The 17,796-nt window shown below is 66.8% G+C and carries 17 protein-coding genes and 1 pseudogene; 9 read left to right on the plus strand and 9 right to left on the minus strand.

Annotation, left to right across the window (positions count from 1 at the left end):
• The 6 genes and pseudogenes from EJK91_RS16685 to EJK91_RS16710 form a co-directional block, all read right to left on the minus strand.
• Nucleotides 1-133: pseudogene (locus tag EJK91_RS16685) on the minus strand (IS256 family transposase); the annotation flags it as partial.
• Nucleotides 134-672: 539 nt separating this feature from the next.
• A complete protein-coding gene (locus EJK91_RS16690) occupies nt 673-2,118 on the minus strand; it encodes an amidase family protein (RefSeq protein WP_046300985.1) in 1,446 nt (481 codons plus the stop codon).
• A gap of 93 nt (nt 2,119-2,211) precedes the next feature.
• Nucleotides 2,212-3,579 carry an FAD-binding oxidoreductase gene (locus EJK91_RS16695; protein ID WP_024444011.1) on the minus strand — a complete coding sequence of 456 codons (1,368 nt, stop codon included), beginning with the start codon at nt 3,577-3,579 and terminating at the stop codon, nt 2,212-2,214.
• A 29-nt stretch (nt 3,580-3,608) separates the two neighbouring features.
• Nucleotides 3,609-6,140 carry an FtsX-like permease family protein gene (locus tag EJK91_RS16700; protein WP_024444010.1) on the minus strand — a complete coding sequence of 844 codons (2,532 nt, stop codon included), beginning with the start codon at nt 6,138-6,140 and terminating at the stop codon, nt 3,609-3,611.
• Nucleotides 6,122-6,919: an ABC transporter ATP-binding protein gene (locus EJK91_RS16705; protein ID WP_241178726.1), complete on the minus strand. Its 798-nt coding sequence runs from the start codon at nt 6,917-6,919 to the stop codon at nt 6,122-6,124. Before EJK91_RS16705 ends, EJK91_RS16700 begins: the two co-directional genes overlap by 19 nt.
• 297 nt (nt 6,920-7,216) lie before the next feature.
• A complete protein-coding gene (locus tag EJK91_RS16710) occupies nt 7,217-8,011 on the minus strand; it encodes a hypothetical protein (RefSeq protein WP_125079478.1) in 795 nt (264 codons plus the stop codon).
• Nucleotides 8,012-8,082: 71 nt separating this feature from the next.
• Here EJK91_RS16710 and EJK91_RS16715 point away from each other — a divergent pair, with 71 nt between their 5' ends.
• From EJK91_RS16715 to EJK91_RS16755, 9 genes are all read left to right on the plus strand, one after another.
• Nucleotides 8,083-9,078, plus strand: a complete 996-nt coding sequence (locus tag EJK91_RS16715) for a Ppx/GppA phosphatase family protein (protein WP_024444007.1) — start codon at nt 8,083-8,085, stop codon at nt 9,076-9,078.
• Complete coding sequence (locus tag EJK91_RS16720; RefSeq protein ID WP_125079479.1) at nt 9,075-10,082, plus strand: hypothetical protein; 1,008 nt, start codon at nt 9,075-9,077, stop codon at nt 10,080-10,082. The genes EJK91_RS16715 and EJK91_RS16720 overlap by 4 nt, the downstream gene beginning before the upstream one ends.
• A gap of 17 nt (nt 10,083-10,099) precedes the next feature.
• Entirely contained in the window at nt 10,100-10,942 is an 843-nt protein-coding gene (locus tag EJK91_RS16725; RefSeq protein ID WP_125079480.1) for a sugar phosphate isomerase/epimerase family protein, read from the plus strand.
• A 65-nt stretch (nt 10,943-11,007) separates the two neighbouring features.
• The gene (locus EJK91_RS16730) at nt 11,008-11,808 is read left to right on the plus strand and encodes a thioesterase family protein (RefSeq protein ID WP_036458865.1); all 801 of its coding nucleotides are present in this window, start codon (nt 11,008-11,010) and stop codon (nt 11,806-11,808) included.
• Between the two features lie 63 nt (nt 11,809-11,871).
• Nucleotides 11,872-12,732 (plus strand): pyrroline-5-carboxylate reductase, encoded by an 861-nt coding sequence (gene proC, locus EJK91_RS16735; protein ID WP_125079481.1) that lies wholly within the window; start codon nt 11,872-11,874, stop codon nt 12,730-12,732.
• Between the two features lie 139 nt (nt 12,733-12,871).
• The gene (locus EJK91_RS16740) at nt 12,872-13,081 is read left to right on the plus strand and encodes a helix-turn-helix domain-containing protein (RefSeq protein WP_024442553.1); all 210 of its coding nucleotides are present in this window, start codon (nt 12,872-12,874) and stop codon (nt 13,079-13,081) included.
• A gap of 193 nt (nt 13,082-13,274) precedes the next feature.
• Nucleotides 13,275-13,376, plus strand: coding sequence for a 30S ribosomal protein bS22 (locus EJK91_RS16745; RefSeq protein WP_003402602.1), 102 nt, complete (start codon nt 13,275-13,277; stop codon nt 13,374-13,376).
• Nucleotides 13,377-13,492: 116 nt separating this feature from the next.
• Nucleotides 13,493-14,608 (plus strand): SDR family oxidoreductase, encoded by a 1,116-nt coding sequence (locus EJK91_RS16750; RefSeq protein ID WP_125079482.1) that lies wholly within the window; start codon nt 13,493-13,495, stop codon nt 14,606-14,608.
• A gap of 4 nt (nt 14,609-14,612) precedes the next feature.
• Nucleotides 14,613-15,641 (plus strand): lysophospholipid acyltransferase family protein, encoded by a 1,029-nt coding sequence (locus EJK91_RS16755; RefSeq protein WP_125079483.1) that lies wholly within the window; start codon nt 14,613-14,615, stop codon nt 15,639-15,641.
• 122 nt (nt 15,642-15,763) lie between these two features.
• Here EJK91_RS16755 and EJK91_RS16760 read toward each other — a convergent pair whose 3' ends face one another.
• From EJK91_RS16760 to EJK91_RS16770, 3 genes are read right to left on the minus strand one after another with little or no spacing between them, the layout of a single operon-like run.
• On the minus strand, nt 15,764-16,291 hold the full coding sequence (locus tag EJK91_RS16760; RefSeq protein ID WP_024442556.1) for an FAS1-like dehydratase domain-containing protein: 528 nt from the start codon (nt 16,289-16,291) through the stop codon (nt 15,764-15,766).
• Nucleotides 16,292-16,350: 59 nt separating this feature from the next.
• Nucleotides 16,351-17,250: an HAD family hydrolase gene (locus tag EJK91_RS16765; RefSeq protein ID WP_125079484.1), complete on the minus strand. Its 900-nt coding sequence runs from the start codon at nt 17,248-17,250 to the stop codon at nt 16,351-16,353.
• A 55-nt stretch (nt 17,251-17,305) separates the two neighbouring features.
• Nucleotides 17,306-17,761, minus strand: coding sequence for a nuclear transport factor 2 family protein (locus tag EJK91_RS16770; protein ID WP_125079485.1), 456 nt, complete (start codon nt 17,759-17,761; stop codon nt 17,306-17,308).
• Nucleotides 17,762-17,796: the final 35 nt, after the last annotated feature.

Here is a 17,796-nt window from a genome sequence, read left to right on the forward strand (position 1 = left end):
CGTCTAGGGCCCGTTCCAGCACGGATTTGGTGATAGCGGCCAGCAGCCCGTCGGGGCCATCAAGCGGCGTTCCAGAGGCTTCGGCGTCAGCCAGCAGCGCATCCACGGCTGCCGGGGGCAACAACTTCGACAGCTTTTCGGCAGCGGCGTTCGAATCAGAGGTCGGCAAGATGATCTCTCCTGTCCGGTGGTAGCAGCCTGCCACCACCATTCAGGCCAAACCACTTACACAGTCAATGAGACACGCCCAGCGGACAGGGTGTCGAAGACTTCGACGACCGCTTCCCGGGTATTCGAACGCATGTGCTAATAGTAGCGCCGGCCCCCGACAAGCTGCAGAACTTATCCACAACCAAAAATACTGTGACACAAGTGAATACAGTGAAAAATCGAGCGGTGTTGAGATTGCATCTCGGTCCCATTCGCGGCACAGAGGCTAACTAGATATTGCACGAGCATCGGTGTCATCTGCTCTATCGGCATCGCTGACCGCACTTTTTGCGTCAACGGTTATGCATATTGGATCTACCAAACTGCGGCGACGCGACCAACGTTCCGCCAAGCGAGCAGACCATGAATTTGGGACAGACGAGTGATCCGCGCGTGAAGACCCGTGGCTGCCCCTGACTCTGGTAGAAGAGCTACCAGCCTTGCTGAGCCCGGGTCGCCGGCCTAGCCCACCTGCGACAGCAGCGCCTCGGTCGGCGGTCGGCGCTGGGTCCAGGGCTGCACCGATTCGATCTGCGCCGCCAGGGAAACCAGGGTGGCCTCGTCGTTGGCCCGCGCCACCAGGTGCACCGCCTCGGGTAGGCCGTCGTCGGCGATACCGGTCGGCACGGAGATGGCCGGCTGACCGCTGTAGCACTGGGGGAAGGTGAACGGGATGAACTTGAGCATCTTCAGCATCGCCCGGGTCGGCCCGAGCCCCTCGAAATAGCCCACCCGCACCGGCGGGATCGCCAGCACCGGGGTCATCAGGATGTCGAAGTCGGCGATTCTGCGCTGCGAGCGGGCGGTGATCCGGGGCTCCGCGGCGACAGCCCGGCGAGCCAGCCAATCCGGCACCAGTCGGCTGGTTCGGGCCTCAGCCTGCATACGCCGTTCCAGCAGTTCGGTTTTCGGGAGCCGCTCGATCTCGTGGGCGAACCCGTTCATAAACAGTGCGAGCACCGCGGCGATACCCAGCACCGGATAGACCGGGTCACGCTCGATCACTTCGTGGCCCAGCGAGCGCAACAAATCTGCGGTCTCAAGGACCGGTCGCCGTACCTCATCGCTGACGTGAACCGGGACCACTGGCTTGAAGGACATCGCGATCCGCAGTGGCCGAGGAGCCGCGAGCAGTGTCTCCATCAGCGGGGGCGCCGGTGGGGGCGAAGGAATCTCGTCGTCGGGTTCGGGGCCGGTCATGGCGTCATGCAGTAGGGCGGCGTCCATGACGCTGCGCGCCAGCGGCCCGATGTGGTTGAGCCCGTGGAACCGGTAGGCCCGCTCCGGTGACTCCTTGGTGCTGACCCGGCCGCGCTGGCCCTTCAGGCCGACCAGTCCGCAGCAGGCCGCCGGAATACGCACCGACCCGCCGCTGTCGCTGCCGGTGGCGCCGGGCACCATGCCGGCGGCGACGGCGGCCGCCGAGCCGCCGCTGGAGCCGCCGGTGGTCCGGTAGAGATCCCACGGGTTGCGGGTCACACCCCAAGTCGCCGACTCGCTCACCGGGTAGGCGCCGAACTCCGACAAATGGGTCTTGCCGATGATCACCGCGCCGGCGGCCCGCAGCCGTCGCACGGCGGCGCTGTCGGTGCTTGCCGGGCCGACGTCAATTCCGGTGCCGCACATCGAGGAAACGCCGGCCACGTCGGTGTCGTCCTTGACGGCGATGGGCACACCGGCCAACGGCAGGGCTTCGCCGGCGGCCAATCGCTGCTCGACGTCTGCCGCCTCGGCCATCGCTCGGTCGCCCATCACCGTGCGGAAGGCGTTCAACACCGGGTCAAGCCGGGCGATCCGATCCAGATACAGGGTTACCAGCTCGCGCGGCGACACCTCACGCGCGCGTACCAGCTGCGCCAAGCGCGCGACGCCGGCGAAGGCCAAGTCATCATCGTGCGCGGCAGGCATCCTTGCGTCCTTTCCCCCGCGGACAACAATACCCACCGTGCGTTGGCGTAACCGTGTGTCCGCGTTGGCGACACACTGAGAACTGCCGAGCGGTCAGCTCCCCGTCGCCGGCTCGATGTTGTGGTTGAGGGTGAATCGGTTGGCCGGATCAAGGCGTGCCTTGAGCTCGGCGAGACGGCGGTATCCGGCGTCACCGAATGTCGCGCGAATGCGGTCTTGGCCCTCGTCGCCGACGAAGTTCAAGTACGCACCGGCCGGTCCCAGCGGTCGCAGGATCTCGAAGGCCTGCCGGGCCCACGCCGTGCATCGCGCGCTCTCGGCGGGGTCGGTCCACGTCGCCATCAAATGAATGATGTAGGGGTGTTCGCGGGCGACGATGGCCGTCGACTCCGCCGGAACCCGGCTGGCGAAGCCGCCCAACCGGATCAGGTGCAGCCGGGTCTGCGCCGACGGGCGCGACCGCCCCAACAGGGCGATGCGCCGGATGGCCTCATCGGTGAGCTCGGTGACGAACAGCGACTTCCAGTAGTTCAGCCAGCCGTAGGGCGCCGTGTAGTCCAGGGCCTGCTGCCAGGTCGAGTAGTCCAGTTTGTGCTGCAGGGCCACCACCGGCTTGGCCGCCACGCCGCGAACATTGAGCAGGGCGCTGACGTCGTCGCTACCGGTCTGGTCGGTCCGTGTGGAACATGCCAGAACGTTGACCAGTGACTGGCCCGTCGTGAGGTCACTGGAGAAGTCGAGGATGGACGCCAGGTGGTCGGGCGCGTTGTCCATCTGGGCTCGGAAGTGTTTGAGGGCTGCCTCGGCGTCGGCGTCGGGGTAGGACTGCACGCCGGCCACTACACCGTCGACCGGGTGCAGGCGCAGCACGAACTGGGTCACGACGCCGAAGTTGCCGCCACCGCCGCGCAGCCCCCACAGCACGTCGGCGTTCTCGGTCTCGCTGACCGTCATGACGTCGCCGGACGCGGTCACCAGGGTGGCGCCGATCAGGTTGTCGCAGGTCATGCCGTGGGCTCGGGAGAGCCACCCGATGCCGCCGCCGAGCGAAAATCCGCCGACGCCCGTCGTCGACACCACGCCGCCGGGGCAGGCCAGGCCGTGCCTGCTGGTGACCGGGTCCACGTCACCCCAGGTGGCACCGGCGTCGACGTAGGCGATCCGCGCCTCGGCGTCCACCCGCACCCCACGCATCTGGGTGAGGTCGATGACAATGCCGCCATCGGTGGCCGAGTGGCCGGCGACGCTGTGACCGCCGCTGCGCACGGCGATCTGGGCACCGGAGTCCACGGCATAGCGCACAGCGGCGACGATGTCGTCCTGCGAGCGGCACTGCAGGACCACCTGCGGGCGCTTGTCGATCAGGCCGTTGAAGACCTGGCGCACCTCGTCGTAGCGGGCGTCGCCGGGGTAGACGGCATCACCGGTGAAGCCGGGCACGGTGGGGGTGGTGGCTGTCATCGCATCCTTAGCGGGTCAGCGCGGCGAGCTCACTCGTCGCGGAGTTCGGTCGCCGGAGTGGACCGAGTGCTCTTCCAGGCGGGAATGATGGCCGCGAACACCGCGGCGATGGTGGCCAACACCGCGTAGAGGACCGCGTCGGACCAGGGGAACACCAGCGGCGTGACCAGCCCGACGTTGACCACGGCTGCCCGGCGCACCGCCTCGGAGATCGCGATAGCGAGTACCGCGCCGAACAGGCCGCCGGCGGCCCCGGCGATGACTGCCTCGACGGTGGTGATGCTGAACACGCGCAGCCGGGTGGCACCCAGCGCCTGGATCAGGGCCACTTCGCGCCTGCGGCGGATACCGACCAGCAACAACGTCGACAGCACCGAGATGAAGGCGATCGCGAGCAGCCCGTACTTCAGGGTGTTCAGCGGCGTGAGGTAGCGACCGATGGAGGCCGCGATGTCGGCGGCGTAACCGTCGGTGTCCACCGCCGTCACCGGCTGGTCGAACTGCGTGGCCTTAATGTTCTCGATGACCTGATCGGCGCTGAGTCCGGGGGCCGGGGTAGCGAAGATCAGGCCGGCGGGCTGGGGACCGTAGATCTTTTCGGCGATCGCATAGGGCATGTAGATCCGGCGTCCACCGTATTCGGGCGTAGCCACAATGGTGCCGATACTCATCGCCTGCGCGTCGAGTCCACTTCCAAATACGAGAGTGTCACCAATGTGGAGATTTTTCTCGCGTGCCAGCACGCTGCCAATGACGACCTGATTGGCTTTCTGGCTTGCCTCCGGGGATTGCCCCGCGAGTAATCCGAACGGAAATGTCGGTCGATCCTGCGCCTGAATATGGGCCAACGATCCGTCTTTGAGGCTGATCTCGATTTCAGCCATCCGCTCGGTTTTTTCTACCCCGGCCACGGAGTTCAGTTTGTTGACCGTCTGCGGAGCGAATCGGGCATCAATGGGGCCGTAATCGGCGAACTGTGTAGTGGTGATGGCAATGCGGCCGTCCGCCTGCGATTCGGCGACCTTGGTGGCACCGATGTGGATCGCCACCAGGAATCCGGACAGTAGGATCGCGACTACGACAGGAACCGCGATGGCTCCGGAGATGGCCGCGGTGCGGGACCTGTCTGAGCGCAGTGCGTTGAGCGCGATGGTCAGCGTGGCCCCGCTCGACTTGTCCGGTCGCGGGCGCAGGCTGGTGATCGCCTGCGCGCTCAAGTACGCCGTGGCCAGCAGCAGACCGATGAGGGCGACGACCGCCCCCACATCGGCGATGATGGCCTGCCAGGCGACCAGCGCGCCGGAGAGCGTAGCCAGCCGAGCCGCGATCACCCCGGCCAGCCCGATCGCTAGCAGCAGTAACGCCTTGAACCAGATCTTGCGCTGCGTGGTCTGTTCCTGGGCCGCTCGACCGGAGAGCTCGGCCGCGATGGGAGTGTTGGAGGCCGACAGGGCGGGGCCGATCGCGGCGCCCACCGCCAGGAAGATGCCGGCCAGGACGCCGATCACCAGGATCGCCGGTTTGAGGATCACCGGGACGGTGACGCCGACGAAGCGTTCGGTCAGCTCGCTGGCGCTGGCCACGATCGGTTCGGAGATCACGATGCCGGTCAGCACACCCATCGCCGAGCCCACCGCACCCAACAGTGCGGCCTCGCTGAGGAATCCGGTCATGATCGACGCCGGTGAGGCCCCCAATGCCGACGCGATCGCGATCTCGCGTCGGCGCTCTTCCACTGAGAGCCGGGTGATCTGGGTGATCAGGATGACCCCGACACCGATCGAGATCAGGGCGAAGATCCCGAGCAGGGGCAGCAGCACGTCGTTCACGTTGTAGCCCTTCGCGGGCTCGCTGCGGGGCTGCACGGTGTAGGTGGGGCCGAGCGTGGTCTTCAGGCGCTGCTGAACCTCGCCGGCGTTGGCGTCTTTGTCCAGGGTCACGTACAGCATGTCCACCCGGTCGCCGCGGGCGAACTGCACCTTCGCCATGCTCAGCGGCAGCACCGCGACCAGGCCGTTGTTGACGTCGTCGAGATCGGCCACCCGCTGGAACTTCTCCAACGACAGCTGCCCGACGTCGGTGACCAAGGTCGCCGAATCATTCAGGGAGTCGCCCAGGGACTTCGAGGTCGCCGGTGGGGGCTCCTGCTGACCCGTCTGGCAGACCTTCGGGTCGACGATCCACTGGGCCGAGCAGTCCACGCCCAGGGCCAGCCCGAAGCTCTCTTTGCCGTCGTTGCGGATCATCGTGACACCGCGAATGACCGGCACCACGGCTGCCACCCCGGGCACCGCCCGGGAGTCCTCGACGACGGCGGGACTGATGCCGCCGCGGGTGGCGGCCCCGACCACGCGCAGCGGCGCGGGTCCGGCGATCTGGTAGCCGACGTCTTCGACGGCCTTGGAGACGCTGGTGACCTCGATCATGACGGCCACGACGACTGCCACTCCGCCGCCGAGCGAGAATGCCGCCAGTGCGGCCCGGAATGCGTGTTTACGGACGGCGCGGAAGTTGATTATCCGCAGCAGGCCGAACGTCGCGGCTAATGTTCCGCGAGCCATGTCACATTATTTGCCGCGTGAGCCATTCCGCTGTCGGTCTCAACTTCACCGTCAAGCAATGAGATCAGACGAGGAGCGTCGTCAGCTATTTTCCGGTCGTGGGTCACCAAAACAATTGTCTGGCCGGCCGCGTTCAAGTTATACAACGCGTCAATAACCCGCTGACCATTTACGGTGTCGAGGTTGCCGGTCGGCTCATCGGCGAGAATCACGTCGGGCTTCATGAAAAGCGCCCGGGCGACGGCCACACGCTGTTGTTCGCCGCCGGACAATTCCGACGGGACACGCTTGGACTTGGCGGCCAGGCCGACCTGGTCGAGCAGGCTCATTGCATGCGCGTGCTGGGCGCGACCGGATTTACCTGCCAGCAGGCCCGGGAGCATCACATTCTCAACCACTGAGAGGCCCGCCAGAAGGTTGAAGGCCTGGAAGACATAGCCGAGCGTCTGACATCGCACAGTGGCCAGCTGCTTGCGTGAGAGCTGCGAGACGCTTTGGCCGTTGATGAGGACATCGCCGCTGGTAGGCAAGTCCAGCAGGCCGAGGATGCTCAGCAGGGTGGACTTGCCCGAACCCGACGGGCCGACCATCGCCACGAATTCGCCGCGAGTTATCTGGATATCGATGTTGCGCAAAATCGGCGTGGCGGTATCGCCCTCGCCGAACTGTTTGTTGAGTTTGCGCGCTTCAAGGACCACAGGAGGCCTAAGGGCGACCGGCGACGTGTGTCCGTTCCGGTTGAGCTCCATATCTACGGTATGCATCTCGGTCCTGATCATGAATCTCCGGCGGGCGTCGTAAAATACCGATCATGCCCGCGTTGGGCGCGTTTCTCAATTCAGTACGCACTCCGCGAAGTTGGTGCGCTACGCGGCGCTATGGGCCGAGCATACCGGCGCTGGTCGCCTGCTGAAAATCGTTTGGTCGTGACCCCCGCCACCCGTGGCCGTCGCGCTCCCGGACGGATCTCGCGGGAACCCGACATCCCCGGCAACCCCGATGGACCAGAAAGCGCCAGCTGAGCTGCGGCGATCCATGGCATGAATTTGCGGCCACCCAAGTGCACGATGCTCCGGTCAGGTGCGCCGGGCCTTTTGGGTGGCGGGGTGAACAGCCACCAGGCCGAGTTCGTTACGTCGCTGGCAGATCGCGGCCAGCTCGGCGTACGCCTTGGGCCCGAGCAACTCGGTCAGTTCCGGGGCCAGACTCTGCCAGACCTGCCGGGCGCCGACGTGTGCTGCCGGGTCGCCGGTGCAGTACCAGTTCAGGTCTTCGCCGCCCGGGCCCCAGCCACGCCGATCGAATTCGGTGATCGTGGTCTTGAGGATTTCGGTGTCGTCGGGGCGAGTGACCCATTCCTGGCTGCGCCGGATCGGCAGCTGCCAGCACACTTCGGGCTTCATCGTCAGGGGTTCCACGCCGAGCCGGACAGCCTTGATGTGCAGGGCGCAACCCGCGCCACCGGCGAACCCCGGCCGATTCAGGAAGATGCAGGCGCCCTTGACGGTGCGGGTGCGCAGTTGTTGTTCACCGTCGTTCTCGTCGTATTCCAGGTAGCCCTTGCGGCCCAGACCTTTGTCGCGCAGCTGCCAGTCGGCGTCGGTGAGTTGGGAGACCGCGTCATCGAGGTTGGCGCGGTCGTCGTCGTCACACAGGAAGGCGCCATGGGAACAGCACCCGTCGTCGGGGCGGCCGGCCACGATGCCCTTGCAGGCGGGTGTGCCGAAAACACAGGTCCAGCGGGACAGTAGCCAGGTGAGGTCGGCGGCGATCAGGTGTTCGGGGTTGTCGGGGTCGTAGAACTCCACCCATTCGCGGGGGAAGTCCAGCTCGACTTCACCGGGATGGGAACGGTGCTGCGCGGGGGTCACGAATCTCCACGCTAGACCAGAAATTCACGTTGCCTCACCATGTCCGGGCCTGTCCCCACTAAGTTGGGTGCGTGCGATTAGGGGTGCTCGACGTCGGCAGCAACACCGTCCACCTGTTGGTGGTCGATGCCCACCGGGGTGGTCACCCGACTCCGATGAGCTCGACCAAAGCCACGTTGCGGCTGGCCGAGGCGACTGACAGCTCCGGCAAGATCACCCGGCGCGGAGCTGACAAACTGGTGTCCACGGTGGGCGAATTCGCCACCATCGCAGCGAGTTCGGGCTGTGCGGAGTTAGTGGCGTTCGCCACCTCGGCGGTGCGAGACGCGTCCAACTCCGAGGACGTGCTGGCCCGGGTTCGATCGGAGGCCGGTGTCGAATTGCAGGTGCTCGCCGGCGAGGACGAATCCAGGCTGACATTCCTGGCGGTGCGGCGCTGGTTCGGCTGGAGTGCCGGACGGATCAACAACCTCGACATCGGTGGTGGCTCGCTGGAGATGTCCAGCGGTGTCGACGAGGAGCCGGACGTGGCGCTGTCCCTGCCGTTGGGCGCCGGGCGGCTCACCCGGGAGTGGCTCACCGAAGACCCCCCTGGCCGGCGTCGGGTGGCCATGCTGCGGGACTGGTTGGACACCGAGTTGGCAGGTGCCGCTGCGGAGGTGCTGGAAGTCGGGCCGCCCGATCTGGCGGTCGCGAGCTCCAAGACGTTTCGTTCGCTGGCGCGGTTGACCGGGGCGGCGCCATCGGCCGCCGGCCCGCGCGTGAGGCGCACACTGACCGCCACTGGCCTTAGGCAGCTCATATCATTCATCTCTAGGATGACCACGGCTGATCGGGCCGAATTGGAAGGGGTGAGCGCCGAGCGTGCGCCACAGATCGTGGCGGGTGCTCTGGTGGCGGAAGCGAGCATGCGAGCGCTGTCGATTGAAACGGTGGAGATTTGCCCGTGGGCGCTGCGGGAGGGTTTGATCCTGCGCAGACTCGACAGTGAGGCCGACGGCGTCACCCTGTTCGGATCTCCAGCGGCGGGCATGGCCGCAGCGCGGTCAAAGGGAGGGCACCGATGAGTGGACCCAAGCCTGACCCCCGCGACGTCGAGACGCGACCCATCTCGGTAGCCGAACTGCTCGCCAAGAACGGCAATATCGGTGCCCCGCCGGTCACCGGGCGACGCCGGCGCCGGCGCGGCAATGCCGACGCCGTGACGGTCGCGGAACTGACCGGGGAGATCCCGATCATCCGCGACGAGGCGCCGCCCCAGCTCGATGTCGCGGCTCCGCCATCGGCATCGGCCGACGGTGAGCCGAGCGGTGCCCTGCCCGTCGGTCCGGCACCCGGATTCGTCGAGGAGGACCGGCCCGCGACCGGGCCGCGTCCGGTGCAGCGGGTGGAACCCGCCAAGCGGCCGGCAGCCGAGCCGCGCTGGCCCAAGTCCCCGCCGCAGGCGCCACGCGGCAGTGGACCCGAGCAAAGCCCCTACCCCCGGCCGATGCGGCGGTCCGACCCGCCGCCGGCGGCAGACAATGGCCAGCCGGACGAAACCCGGCCGACAGGCTCGGGGGCCGAACGGATGCGGCCGGATCCGGTTGACACCTATACCGATATAGCCGTCGATGTCATGGAGAGCGACGTTCGCGATGCCGATCTGCCGGCCGGGGACTCCGCATTCGTGCGGTCGTTTTTGACCAAGGGCCGCTCCACCGAGCGAGCGGGCGGCTCAGCGTTGGTCGCCGACGGACAGGCCGAGCTCGCCGACGCCGACAGCGCCGAGGCGGCCGCCGACGTCGAGCCGGCCGACCTCTACGTCGGTCGSCCGGGCGTGGTGGGCGGCTTGCTGGTGGTGCTGCAGTCGCTCCTGGCGGTGGCATTCGGCGGCGGCCTATTCATCGTTTTCGACCAGCTGTGGCGGTGGAACAGCATCGTGGCCTTGGTGCTCACGGTCCTGGTCACACTCGGTCTGGTGGCCGCGGTGCAGGCGGTCCGTAAGACCGTCGACATCGTCAGTACGTTGATCGCGGTCGCGGTCGGTTTGCTGGTTACGTTGGGGCCGCTGGCGTTGCACGCCAATTAGCCGTTCACTATTACTTCGTGCGCCCTGCCATCAAGGTCGGATTGTCGACCGCTTCCGTCTACCCGCTGCGGGCGGAGGCTGCCTTCGAATATGCGGCTCGGCTCGGCTACGACGGCATCGAATTGATGGTGTGGGGGGAGTCGGTCAGCCAGGACATCGGCGCCGTCCGACGGTTGTCGCGCAAGTACCGGGTGCCGGTGCTGTCGGTGCACGCACCGTGCCTGTTGATCTCGCAACGGGTGTGGGGCTCCAACCCGATCTCCAAACTGGAGCGCAGCGTCCGGGCCGCGGAGCAGCTCGAGGCCCAGACCGTGGTGGTGCATCCGCCGTTTCGCTGGCAGCGACGCTATGCCGAGGGCTTCAGCGATCAAGTCGCCGAATTGGAATCCGACAGCGATGTGGCGGTAGCGGTGGAGAACATGTTCCCGTTCCGCGCCGACCGGTTCTTCGGCGCCGATCAGTCCCGCGAGCGGATGCGTCGCCGCGGAGGCGGCCCGGGAGCGGGGATTTCGGCGTTCGCACCGTCCCACGACCCACTCGACGGCAACCACGCGCACTACACGTTGGACCTGTCGCATACCGCGACCGCCGGCGCCGACGGGTTGGAGATGGCCCGCCGGATGGGCTCGGGGCTGACGCACCTGCACCTGTGTGACGGCACCGGGCTGCCGGCCGATGAGCATCTGGTGCCCGGACGCGGTGACCAGCCCACCGCCGAGGTGTGTCAGCTGCTGGCCTCCAGCGACTTCACCGGTCACGTGGTGCTGGAAGTGACCACCTCGCAGGCGCGCTCGCCGCACGAGCGTGAGGCGCTGCTGACCGAATCGCTGCAGTTCGCCCGAACGCATCTGCTGCGCTGATCGCCCGATCGCTGAGTTACAAGGAGCCACGTGTGACTTCATCATCCACGCTGTTCACCGATGCCATGCGCTTGGTGCGCATCGACGGTCATGACCACAGCGATGATGTCGCGTCTTTTACCGGCGAGCTCAACGAGCATTGGACCATCGGCCCGAAGGTGCACGGTGGCGCGATGCTGGCGCTGTGCGCCAATGCCGCCCGCACCGCCCACGGCGGGGCCCTGCAACCGGTCGCGGTGTCGGCCAGCTATCTGTGGGCACCCGACCCCGGCCCGATGCAGCTGGTGACCACGATCCGCAAGCGTGGACGCCGGGTCAGCCTCGTCGATGTCGAACTCAACCAGGGCGAGCGCACCGCGGTGCGCGCCGCCATCACGCTCAGTGAGCCCGAGCACCAGGCGCCGCCACTGCTGTCGTTCAACCCGGTGGTGCCGTTGATGACGCCGGAACCTCCGCCCGGCTTGGAGCCGATCGGTCCGGGGCACCCGATGGAACACATCGTGCACCTGGCGCACGGCTGCGATATCCGGCCGGCACTGACCACGCTGGGCCCCCGCTCGGACGGCGGGCCGCCGGTGATCGAGATGTGGGTACGGCCCAAGGATGCCGTGCCTGACGTGCTCTTCGCGCTGCTGTGCGGCGATGTGTCGGCTCCGGTGACCTACGCCGTCAACCGCAACGGCTGGGCGCCCACCGTGCAACTCACCGCCTACTTGCGGGCCATCCCGGCCGACGGCTGGCTGCGGGTGATCTGCAGTTGCGTGCAGATCGGCCAGGACTGGTTCGACGAGGACCACACCGTGGTCGACTGCGAGGGCCGCATCGTGGTGCAGACGCGCCAGTTGGCGATGGTGCCGGCCCGGTAGCGGGCGACCCGCCGCGCCCGGCTCCGCCGCGCTTGCGGTCGCCCGGTCTGAAATGCTGTCCCCATGACCAGAATCGCGATCATCGGTGGCGGCAACATGGGCGAAGCGTTGCTGGCGGGGCTGCTGGCTGCCGGCCGCCCGGTCAAGGACCTGGTGGTCGCTGAGCGGTACGGCGACCGGGCCCGGCAGCTCTCGGAGAAGTACTCGGTCCTGGTGACCTCGGTCGCTGACGCGATCGAGAACGCCTCCATCGTGATCGTCGCGGTGAAGCCACAGGATGTGGACGCCGTGGTCGAGGAGTTCGCCAAGAGCGTTACCGCTGCCTCCGGGGACAGCGCCGAGCAGGTGCTGGTCACGATCGTCGCCGGTCTCACCACCGAGTACGTGGAATCCAAGCTCCCGGCCGGAGCGGCCGTGGTGCGGGTGATGCCCAACACCCCGGTCAAGGTCGGCGTCGGTGCCAGCGCGCTGGCAAAGGGCCGCTTCCCCAGCAACGAACAGGTCAGCGAGGTCGCGGCGCTGTTCGAGTGCGTCGGGACGGTGGCGATCGTTCCGGAAGAGCAGATGGACGCCGTCACCGCGGTGTCGGGATCCGGGCCGGCGTACTTCTTCTTGGTGGTCGAGGCGCTGGTGGATGCCGGGGTTGCTGCCGGATTGAGCAGGCAGGCGGCAACCGACTTGGCGGTTCAGACGATGGCCGGTTCGGCGCAGATGCTGCTGGAGGAACGGGACGCAGGCGATGGTGCGCCCAATGCGGGCATCGACACCGCCCCGACCCACCTGAGAGCGATGGTGACTTCGCCTGGGGGGACCACTGCGGCCGCACTGCGTGAATTGGAGGCCGGTGGCCTGCGGACCTCGCTCGATCGGGCGGTGCAGGCCGCAAAAACACGCTCTGAGCAGCTAAGAATTACATCAGAGTAATTCACTTATTTTTCACATATTGGCTCTCACTAGTCGCAGGAACCCCATCCGTCCCGCTATTCTCCTCTATGTCTGTGCGTGTGGGCGCAGCGGAGGGGAAGCCGCTGGGACTGCACGTGCCTGATTGAAATGGGTAACGATGACGTCTGCGAACGGGCCTTCGGCGCGTGACACGACACAATTTCTCACCGTGGCCGAGGTGGCTGCGTTGATGCGGGTCAGCAAGATGACGGTGTACCGCCTGGTGCACAACGGCGAGCTGCCCGCGGTGCGGGTGGGACGGTCTTTCCGGGTGCACGCCAAGGCGGTGCACGACCTGCTGGAGACCTCCTTCTTCGACGCGGGCTAAAGAGCCGGTCGACAGGTAAGCGCCCCCCGGGCGTCGCCTCACGGCGACGCTCGGGGTCGGCTGTCCTGGTTGCGTCGTGGTCGGGGCCAGGTGCGGTTTTCCGGTCCGTGCCCGCCTACGGGTAAAGTAGCCGGGTCGATCAAGTTCAGCAGCGCCCAATCGTCGGCGCGGGCAGAAGCAGATAGCGGAGTTCATGGGTTCAGTCATCAAGAAGCGGCGCAAGCGCATGTCGAAGAAGAAGCACCGCAAGCTGCTTCGCCGTACCCGCGTGCAGCGCAGAAAACTCGGTAAGTAACTCCGCCCGGGTCCGTCCAGGCCCCCGAGCCGTGCCGAGCGTGACGACGGCTTCACGCTCGCGCACCGGGCCGATCGCCGGTATTGCTTTTCCGGCGTGGCCGTTAGGCTGACCGAATGGACGAGGCCGGATCCCCGAGCGACGGCACGCGCAGTGACGCCCGGCATTACCCCAAGGTTGTGTTGGTCACCGGTGCGTGCCGGTTTCTTGGTGGATTCCTCACCGCAAGGCTCACGCAGAACCCGTTGATCAACCGGGTGATCGCGGTGGATGCGGTCATGCCGAGCAAGGACATGCTGCGCCGTATGGGGCGCGCTGAGTTTGTCCGTGCCGACATCCGTAACCCCTTTATAGCCAAGGTGATTCGTAACAGCGAAGTCGACACCGTCGTGCACGCAGCGGCGGCGTCGTACGTGCCGAGGTCCGGCGGTGGAGCGGCGCTCAAAGAGTTCAACGTGATGGGCGCGATGCAGTTGTTCGCGGCCTGTCAGAAGGCGCCTTCGGTGCGGCGGGTGGTGCTCAAGTCGACCTCGGAGGTCTACGGGTCGTGCTCGCGCGACCCGGTGTTGTTCTCCGAGGACAGCACCAGTCGCCGTCCTCCGACGCAGGGGTTCCCCCGCGACAGCATCGACATCGAGGGCTATGCCCGTGGGCTGGGCCGGCGTCGGCCCGACATCGCGGTCACGATCCTGCGGATGGCCAACATGATCGGCCCGGCCATGGACACCGCCTTGTCGCGCTACCTCGCCGGCCCGCTGGTCCCAACGGTGCTGGGACGAGACGCGCGCCTGCAGCTGCTGCACGAGCAGGACGCGCTGGGGGCCTTGGAGCGGGCCACCATGGCCGGCAAGGCCGGCACCTTCAACATCGGTGCCGACGGGATCATCATGATGTCGCAGGCGATCCGCAGGTCAGGGCGCATCCCGATGCCACTGCCCGGTGTCGGGCTGTGGGTCATCGATTCGCTGCGCCGGGCCAACAATTACACCGAGATCAACCGGGAACAGCTGGATTATCTGAGCTTTGGCCGGGTGATGGACACGACTAGAATGCGAACCGAACTCGGGTACAGCACCAAGTGGACCACCGCCGAGGCGTTTGACGACTACGTGCGGGGTCGGGGGCTGCACCCGATCGTCGATCCCAAGTGGGTCCGTTCGGTGGAACAGCGAGCAGTGAGCGCAGCGCAGCGCATGGGGGATATCGGCTTCAACAGGGTGCGGGGAGGTTAGCGCTATGGCTGATGATTCGAAGGCGAAAGTCATTCCGCTGCACAAGCATTCGAACTCGGTGCGCAGGCATCCGTCGGCGTTGGCGGGTCCGGCCGAACGGGTCTCGGCCAAGCAGGCCGCCGCGGTGGTCCGTGAACTCGGCGACCGCCGCGGCACCGCGTCGGCCACCAGTGCCGCCGCGCCCACCCCGAGCGAATTCACCCGCCGGGTGAGCGCGGTCGCCGCGTTCCTGCGGGAGCGGATCACGGGGGATTACCAGGTCGACGAATTCGGTTTCGACCCGCACTTCAACGAGGCCGTGGTGCTGCCGTTGCTGCGGGTGTTCTTCAACGACTGGTTCCGCGTCGAGGTCAGCGGCATCGAGAACCTGCCGACCGATGGGCCCGCACTGGTGGTGGCCAACCACGCCGGGGTGTTGCCGATGGACGCGTTGATGCTCTCGGTGGCGGTGCGTGACCATCACCCCGAACACCGGAACCTGCGGATGCTCGCCGCCGACCTGGTATTCGACCTGCCGATGATCGGCCCGACCGCCCGCAAGGCGGGCCACACCATGGCCTGCACCTCCGACGCCAACCGGTTACTGGAGGCAGGGGAGCTGACCGCCGTCTTCCCGGAGGGCTACAAGGGCCTGGGCAAGCGGTTCAAGGACCGCTACAAGCTGCAGCGGTTCGGTCGCGGCGGCTTCGTCTCGGCGGCGCTGCGCACCAAGGCGCCGATCGTGCCCTGCTCGATCGTCGGCTCGGAGGAGATCTACCCGATGATCGCCGACGTCAAGCTGTTGGCCCGGCTGCTCGGCGTGCCCTATTTCCCCATCACACCGCTGTTTCCGCTGGCCGGTCCCGCCGGCCTGGTGCCGATGCCGTCGAAGTGGCACATCGCCTTTGGTGAACCGATTGAGACCACCGACTACGAGGCCGGTGCCGCCGACGACCCGATGGTCACCTTCGAGCTGACCGACCAGGTGCGCGAGACCATTCAGCAGACGCTGTACCGGCTGCTCGCCGGTCGCCGCAACACGTTCTTCGGCTGACGTTCGCGACTCCGCCACCTCATCCAGCACCGACAGGTGCAGCCGCTCCTTGAGATTGCCGTCAGGGCTGTGGATGGCGCCGCGTCCACGACCCTGGACGCAATCTCGATGAGCTTGGACGGCTACTTCTTGCCCAGCGCCCGATCGCGCATCGCCTCAAGGGCGGCGATTGTCTTGGCCTCGGTGTCGGCGTCCTGGTTGACCGACTCGCCGAGCATGGTCACCACGCTGGTCACCACCGGCTCGCCGTTCTCGTCGGTGACCTCGCTGCGGACCTCACTGACCACCGTGCCGTGCGACTCGATCACCGAGTCCAAGTAGGTGTCGAAGAACAGCTTGTCACCGGCCACGATCGGCCGGTGGAAGGTGAACTTCTGGTCGCGGTGCAGCACCCGGGAGATGTTGATCGGGAGGTCGAACTTGTCGAAGATCTCCAGTTGCACCTGGCGTCCGGCAACCGCTAGGAACGTCAGCGATGCCACCAGTCCCGGATGCCCGGCTTCGCCGGCGGCGGCCTCGTCGAAGTGGGCCGGGTGGTCGTCTTTGACGGAGCGGGCGAACTCGCGGATCTTCTCCCGGCCGACCTCGAAATAATCCGGGAACCGGTAGTGGGCTCCGATCATCCGCTGCGACTCGGTGTGTACTGACATGCCGGTTTACCCCTCCGCTCGCCGTGGTGTACGGCGGCGGAAGTTTATCAGCGAGCAAGTCACGTTCGCTCGTTCCGGTGCGCCACGGCTGCGGCCAGGGCCCCGCCGACGGCGCCCAGCGCCAGCGCCGACGGCACGCCGATGCGCGCCGCCCGCCGTGCGGTACGGAAGTCACGGATCTCCCAGCCCCGCTTCCGCGCCGTCTCCCGCAACGCGGCGTCGGGGTTGATCGCCACCGCCGTGCCGACCAGCGAGAGCATCGGCACGTCGTTGAAGCTGTCGGAGTAGGCCGTGCAACGCCGCAGGTTCAGCCCCTCCCGGATCGCCAGCGACCGCACCGCGTGGGCTTTGCCGGGCCCGTGCAGGATCTCGCCGACCAGTCGACCGGTGAACACCCCGTCGACCGACTCCGCGACGGTGCCCAGCGCGCCGGTCAATCCGAGCCGGCGGGCGATGGTCTCGGCCAGCTCATAGGGGGTCGCGGTGACCAGCCACACCTGCTGGCCGGCGTCGAGATGCATCTGGGCCAGCTCCCGGGTACCGGGCCAGATCTTGTCGGCGATGATCTCGTCGTAGATCTCCTCGCCCAGATCGACCAGCTCGGACACCGGCCGGCCCTCGATGAACGCCAGCGCTTTGCGCCGCCCGGCCGCGACGTCGTCGCTGTTCTCCTTGCCGGTGAGCTGAAATTTGGCTTGCGCGTACACGAATCCGATGACATCGCGGTAGGTGAAGTAGTTGCGGGCGGCCAGCCCGCGGCCGAAGTGCACCATCGAGGAGCCCTGAACCAGGGTGTTGTCGACGTCGAAGAATGCGGCGGCGGTCAGGTCGACCGGTGCGGGAGTGTCGGCGTCGGCCACATCGGCCAGCACCCGCTCCGCGCTGGCTGCGAAATCCCCGTCGGTCAGCGATGCCACGTCGGCTGCGGATGCCCGGTCGGCCGGGCCCGGTGATGTCATCACCCGACTCCTTCCGCGTCTGGGCTCAGGGCCGGTATTCCGGCCGTGATCAACCCTATCCGGCTGCCGGGCCGATGACCCCCAGGTGATCGCGTAGATCACCTTTGAGGTCGAACATCGAGTAGTCGCGGAAACTGAACCGCCAGACGTCGTCGACCCGCTCGAACGTGTCGTGATAGCGCCCCGCGGCGATCACCTGCAGTGCCACGGCGTCGGTCTGCTGCAGCACCGTGTAGTAGGACCGGCAGGTTGCGGTCCCGGCGACCTCGTCGATGTCCAGGATCGGGTTGGTGATCACGTGCTTGGTGCGCGGCGTGCCGTCGGCGTGAAGGGTGACGAGCCCGCGCCACAGCTGCAGGATCCCGGCGTGATCGAGGATGACCGTGCCTTCGGGGTCGGCTTTGATCCGGGCGTGGGCGAACAGCGCCGCAGCGCCGTCCAGGTCGCCGGAGTCCATCAATTCCGCGTAGCGATACAGCAGGTTGGTGATCGACACAGCGCTGGAAGTCATGGCTTGCTCTGTCCGCCCGGGGTGAAGGAGATGCG

Origin of the sequence: Mycobacterium sp. P7213 (assembly GCF_900604305.1) — a bacterium.
GTDB lineage: Bacteria > Actinomycetota > Actinomycetes > Mycobacteriales > Mycobacteriaceae > Mycobacterium.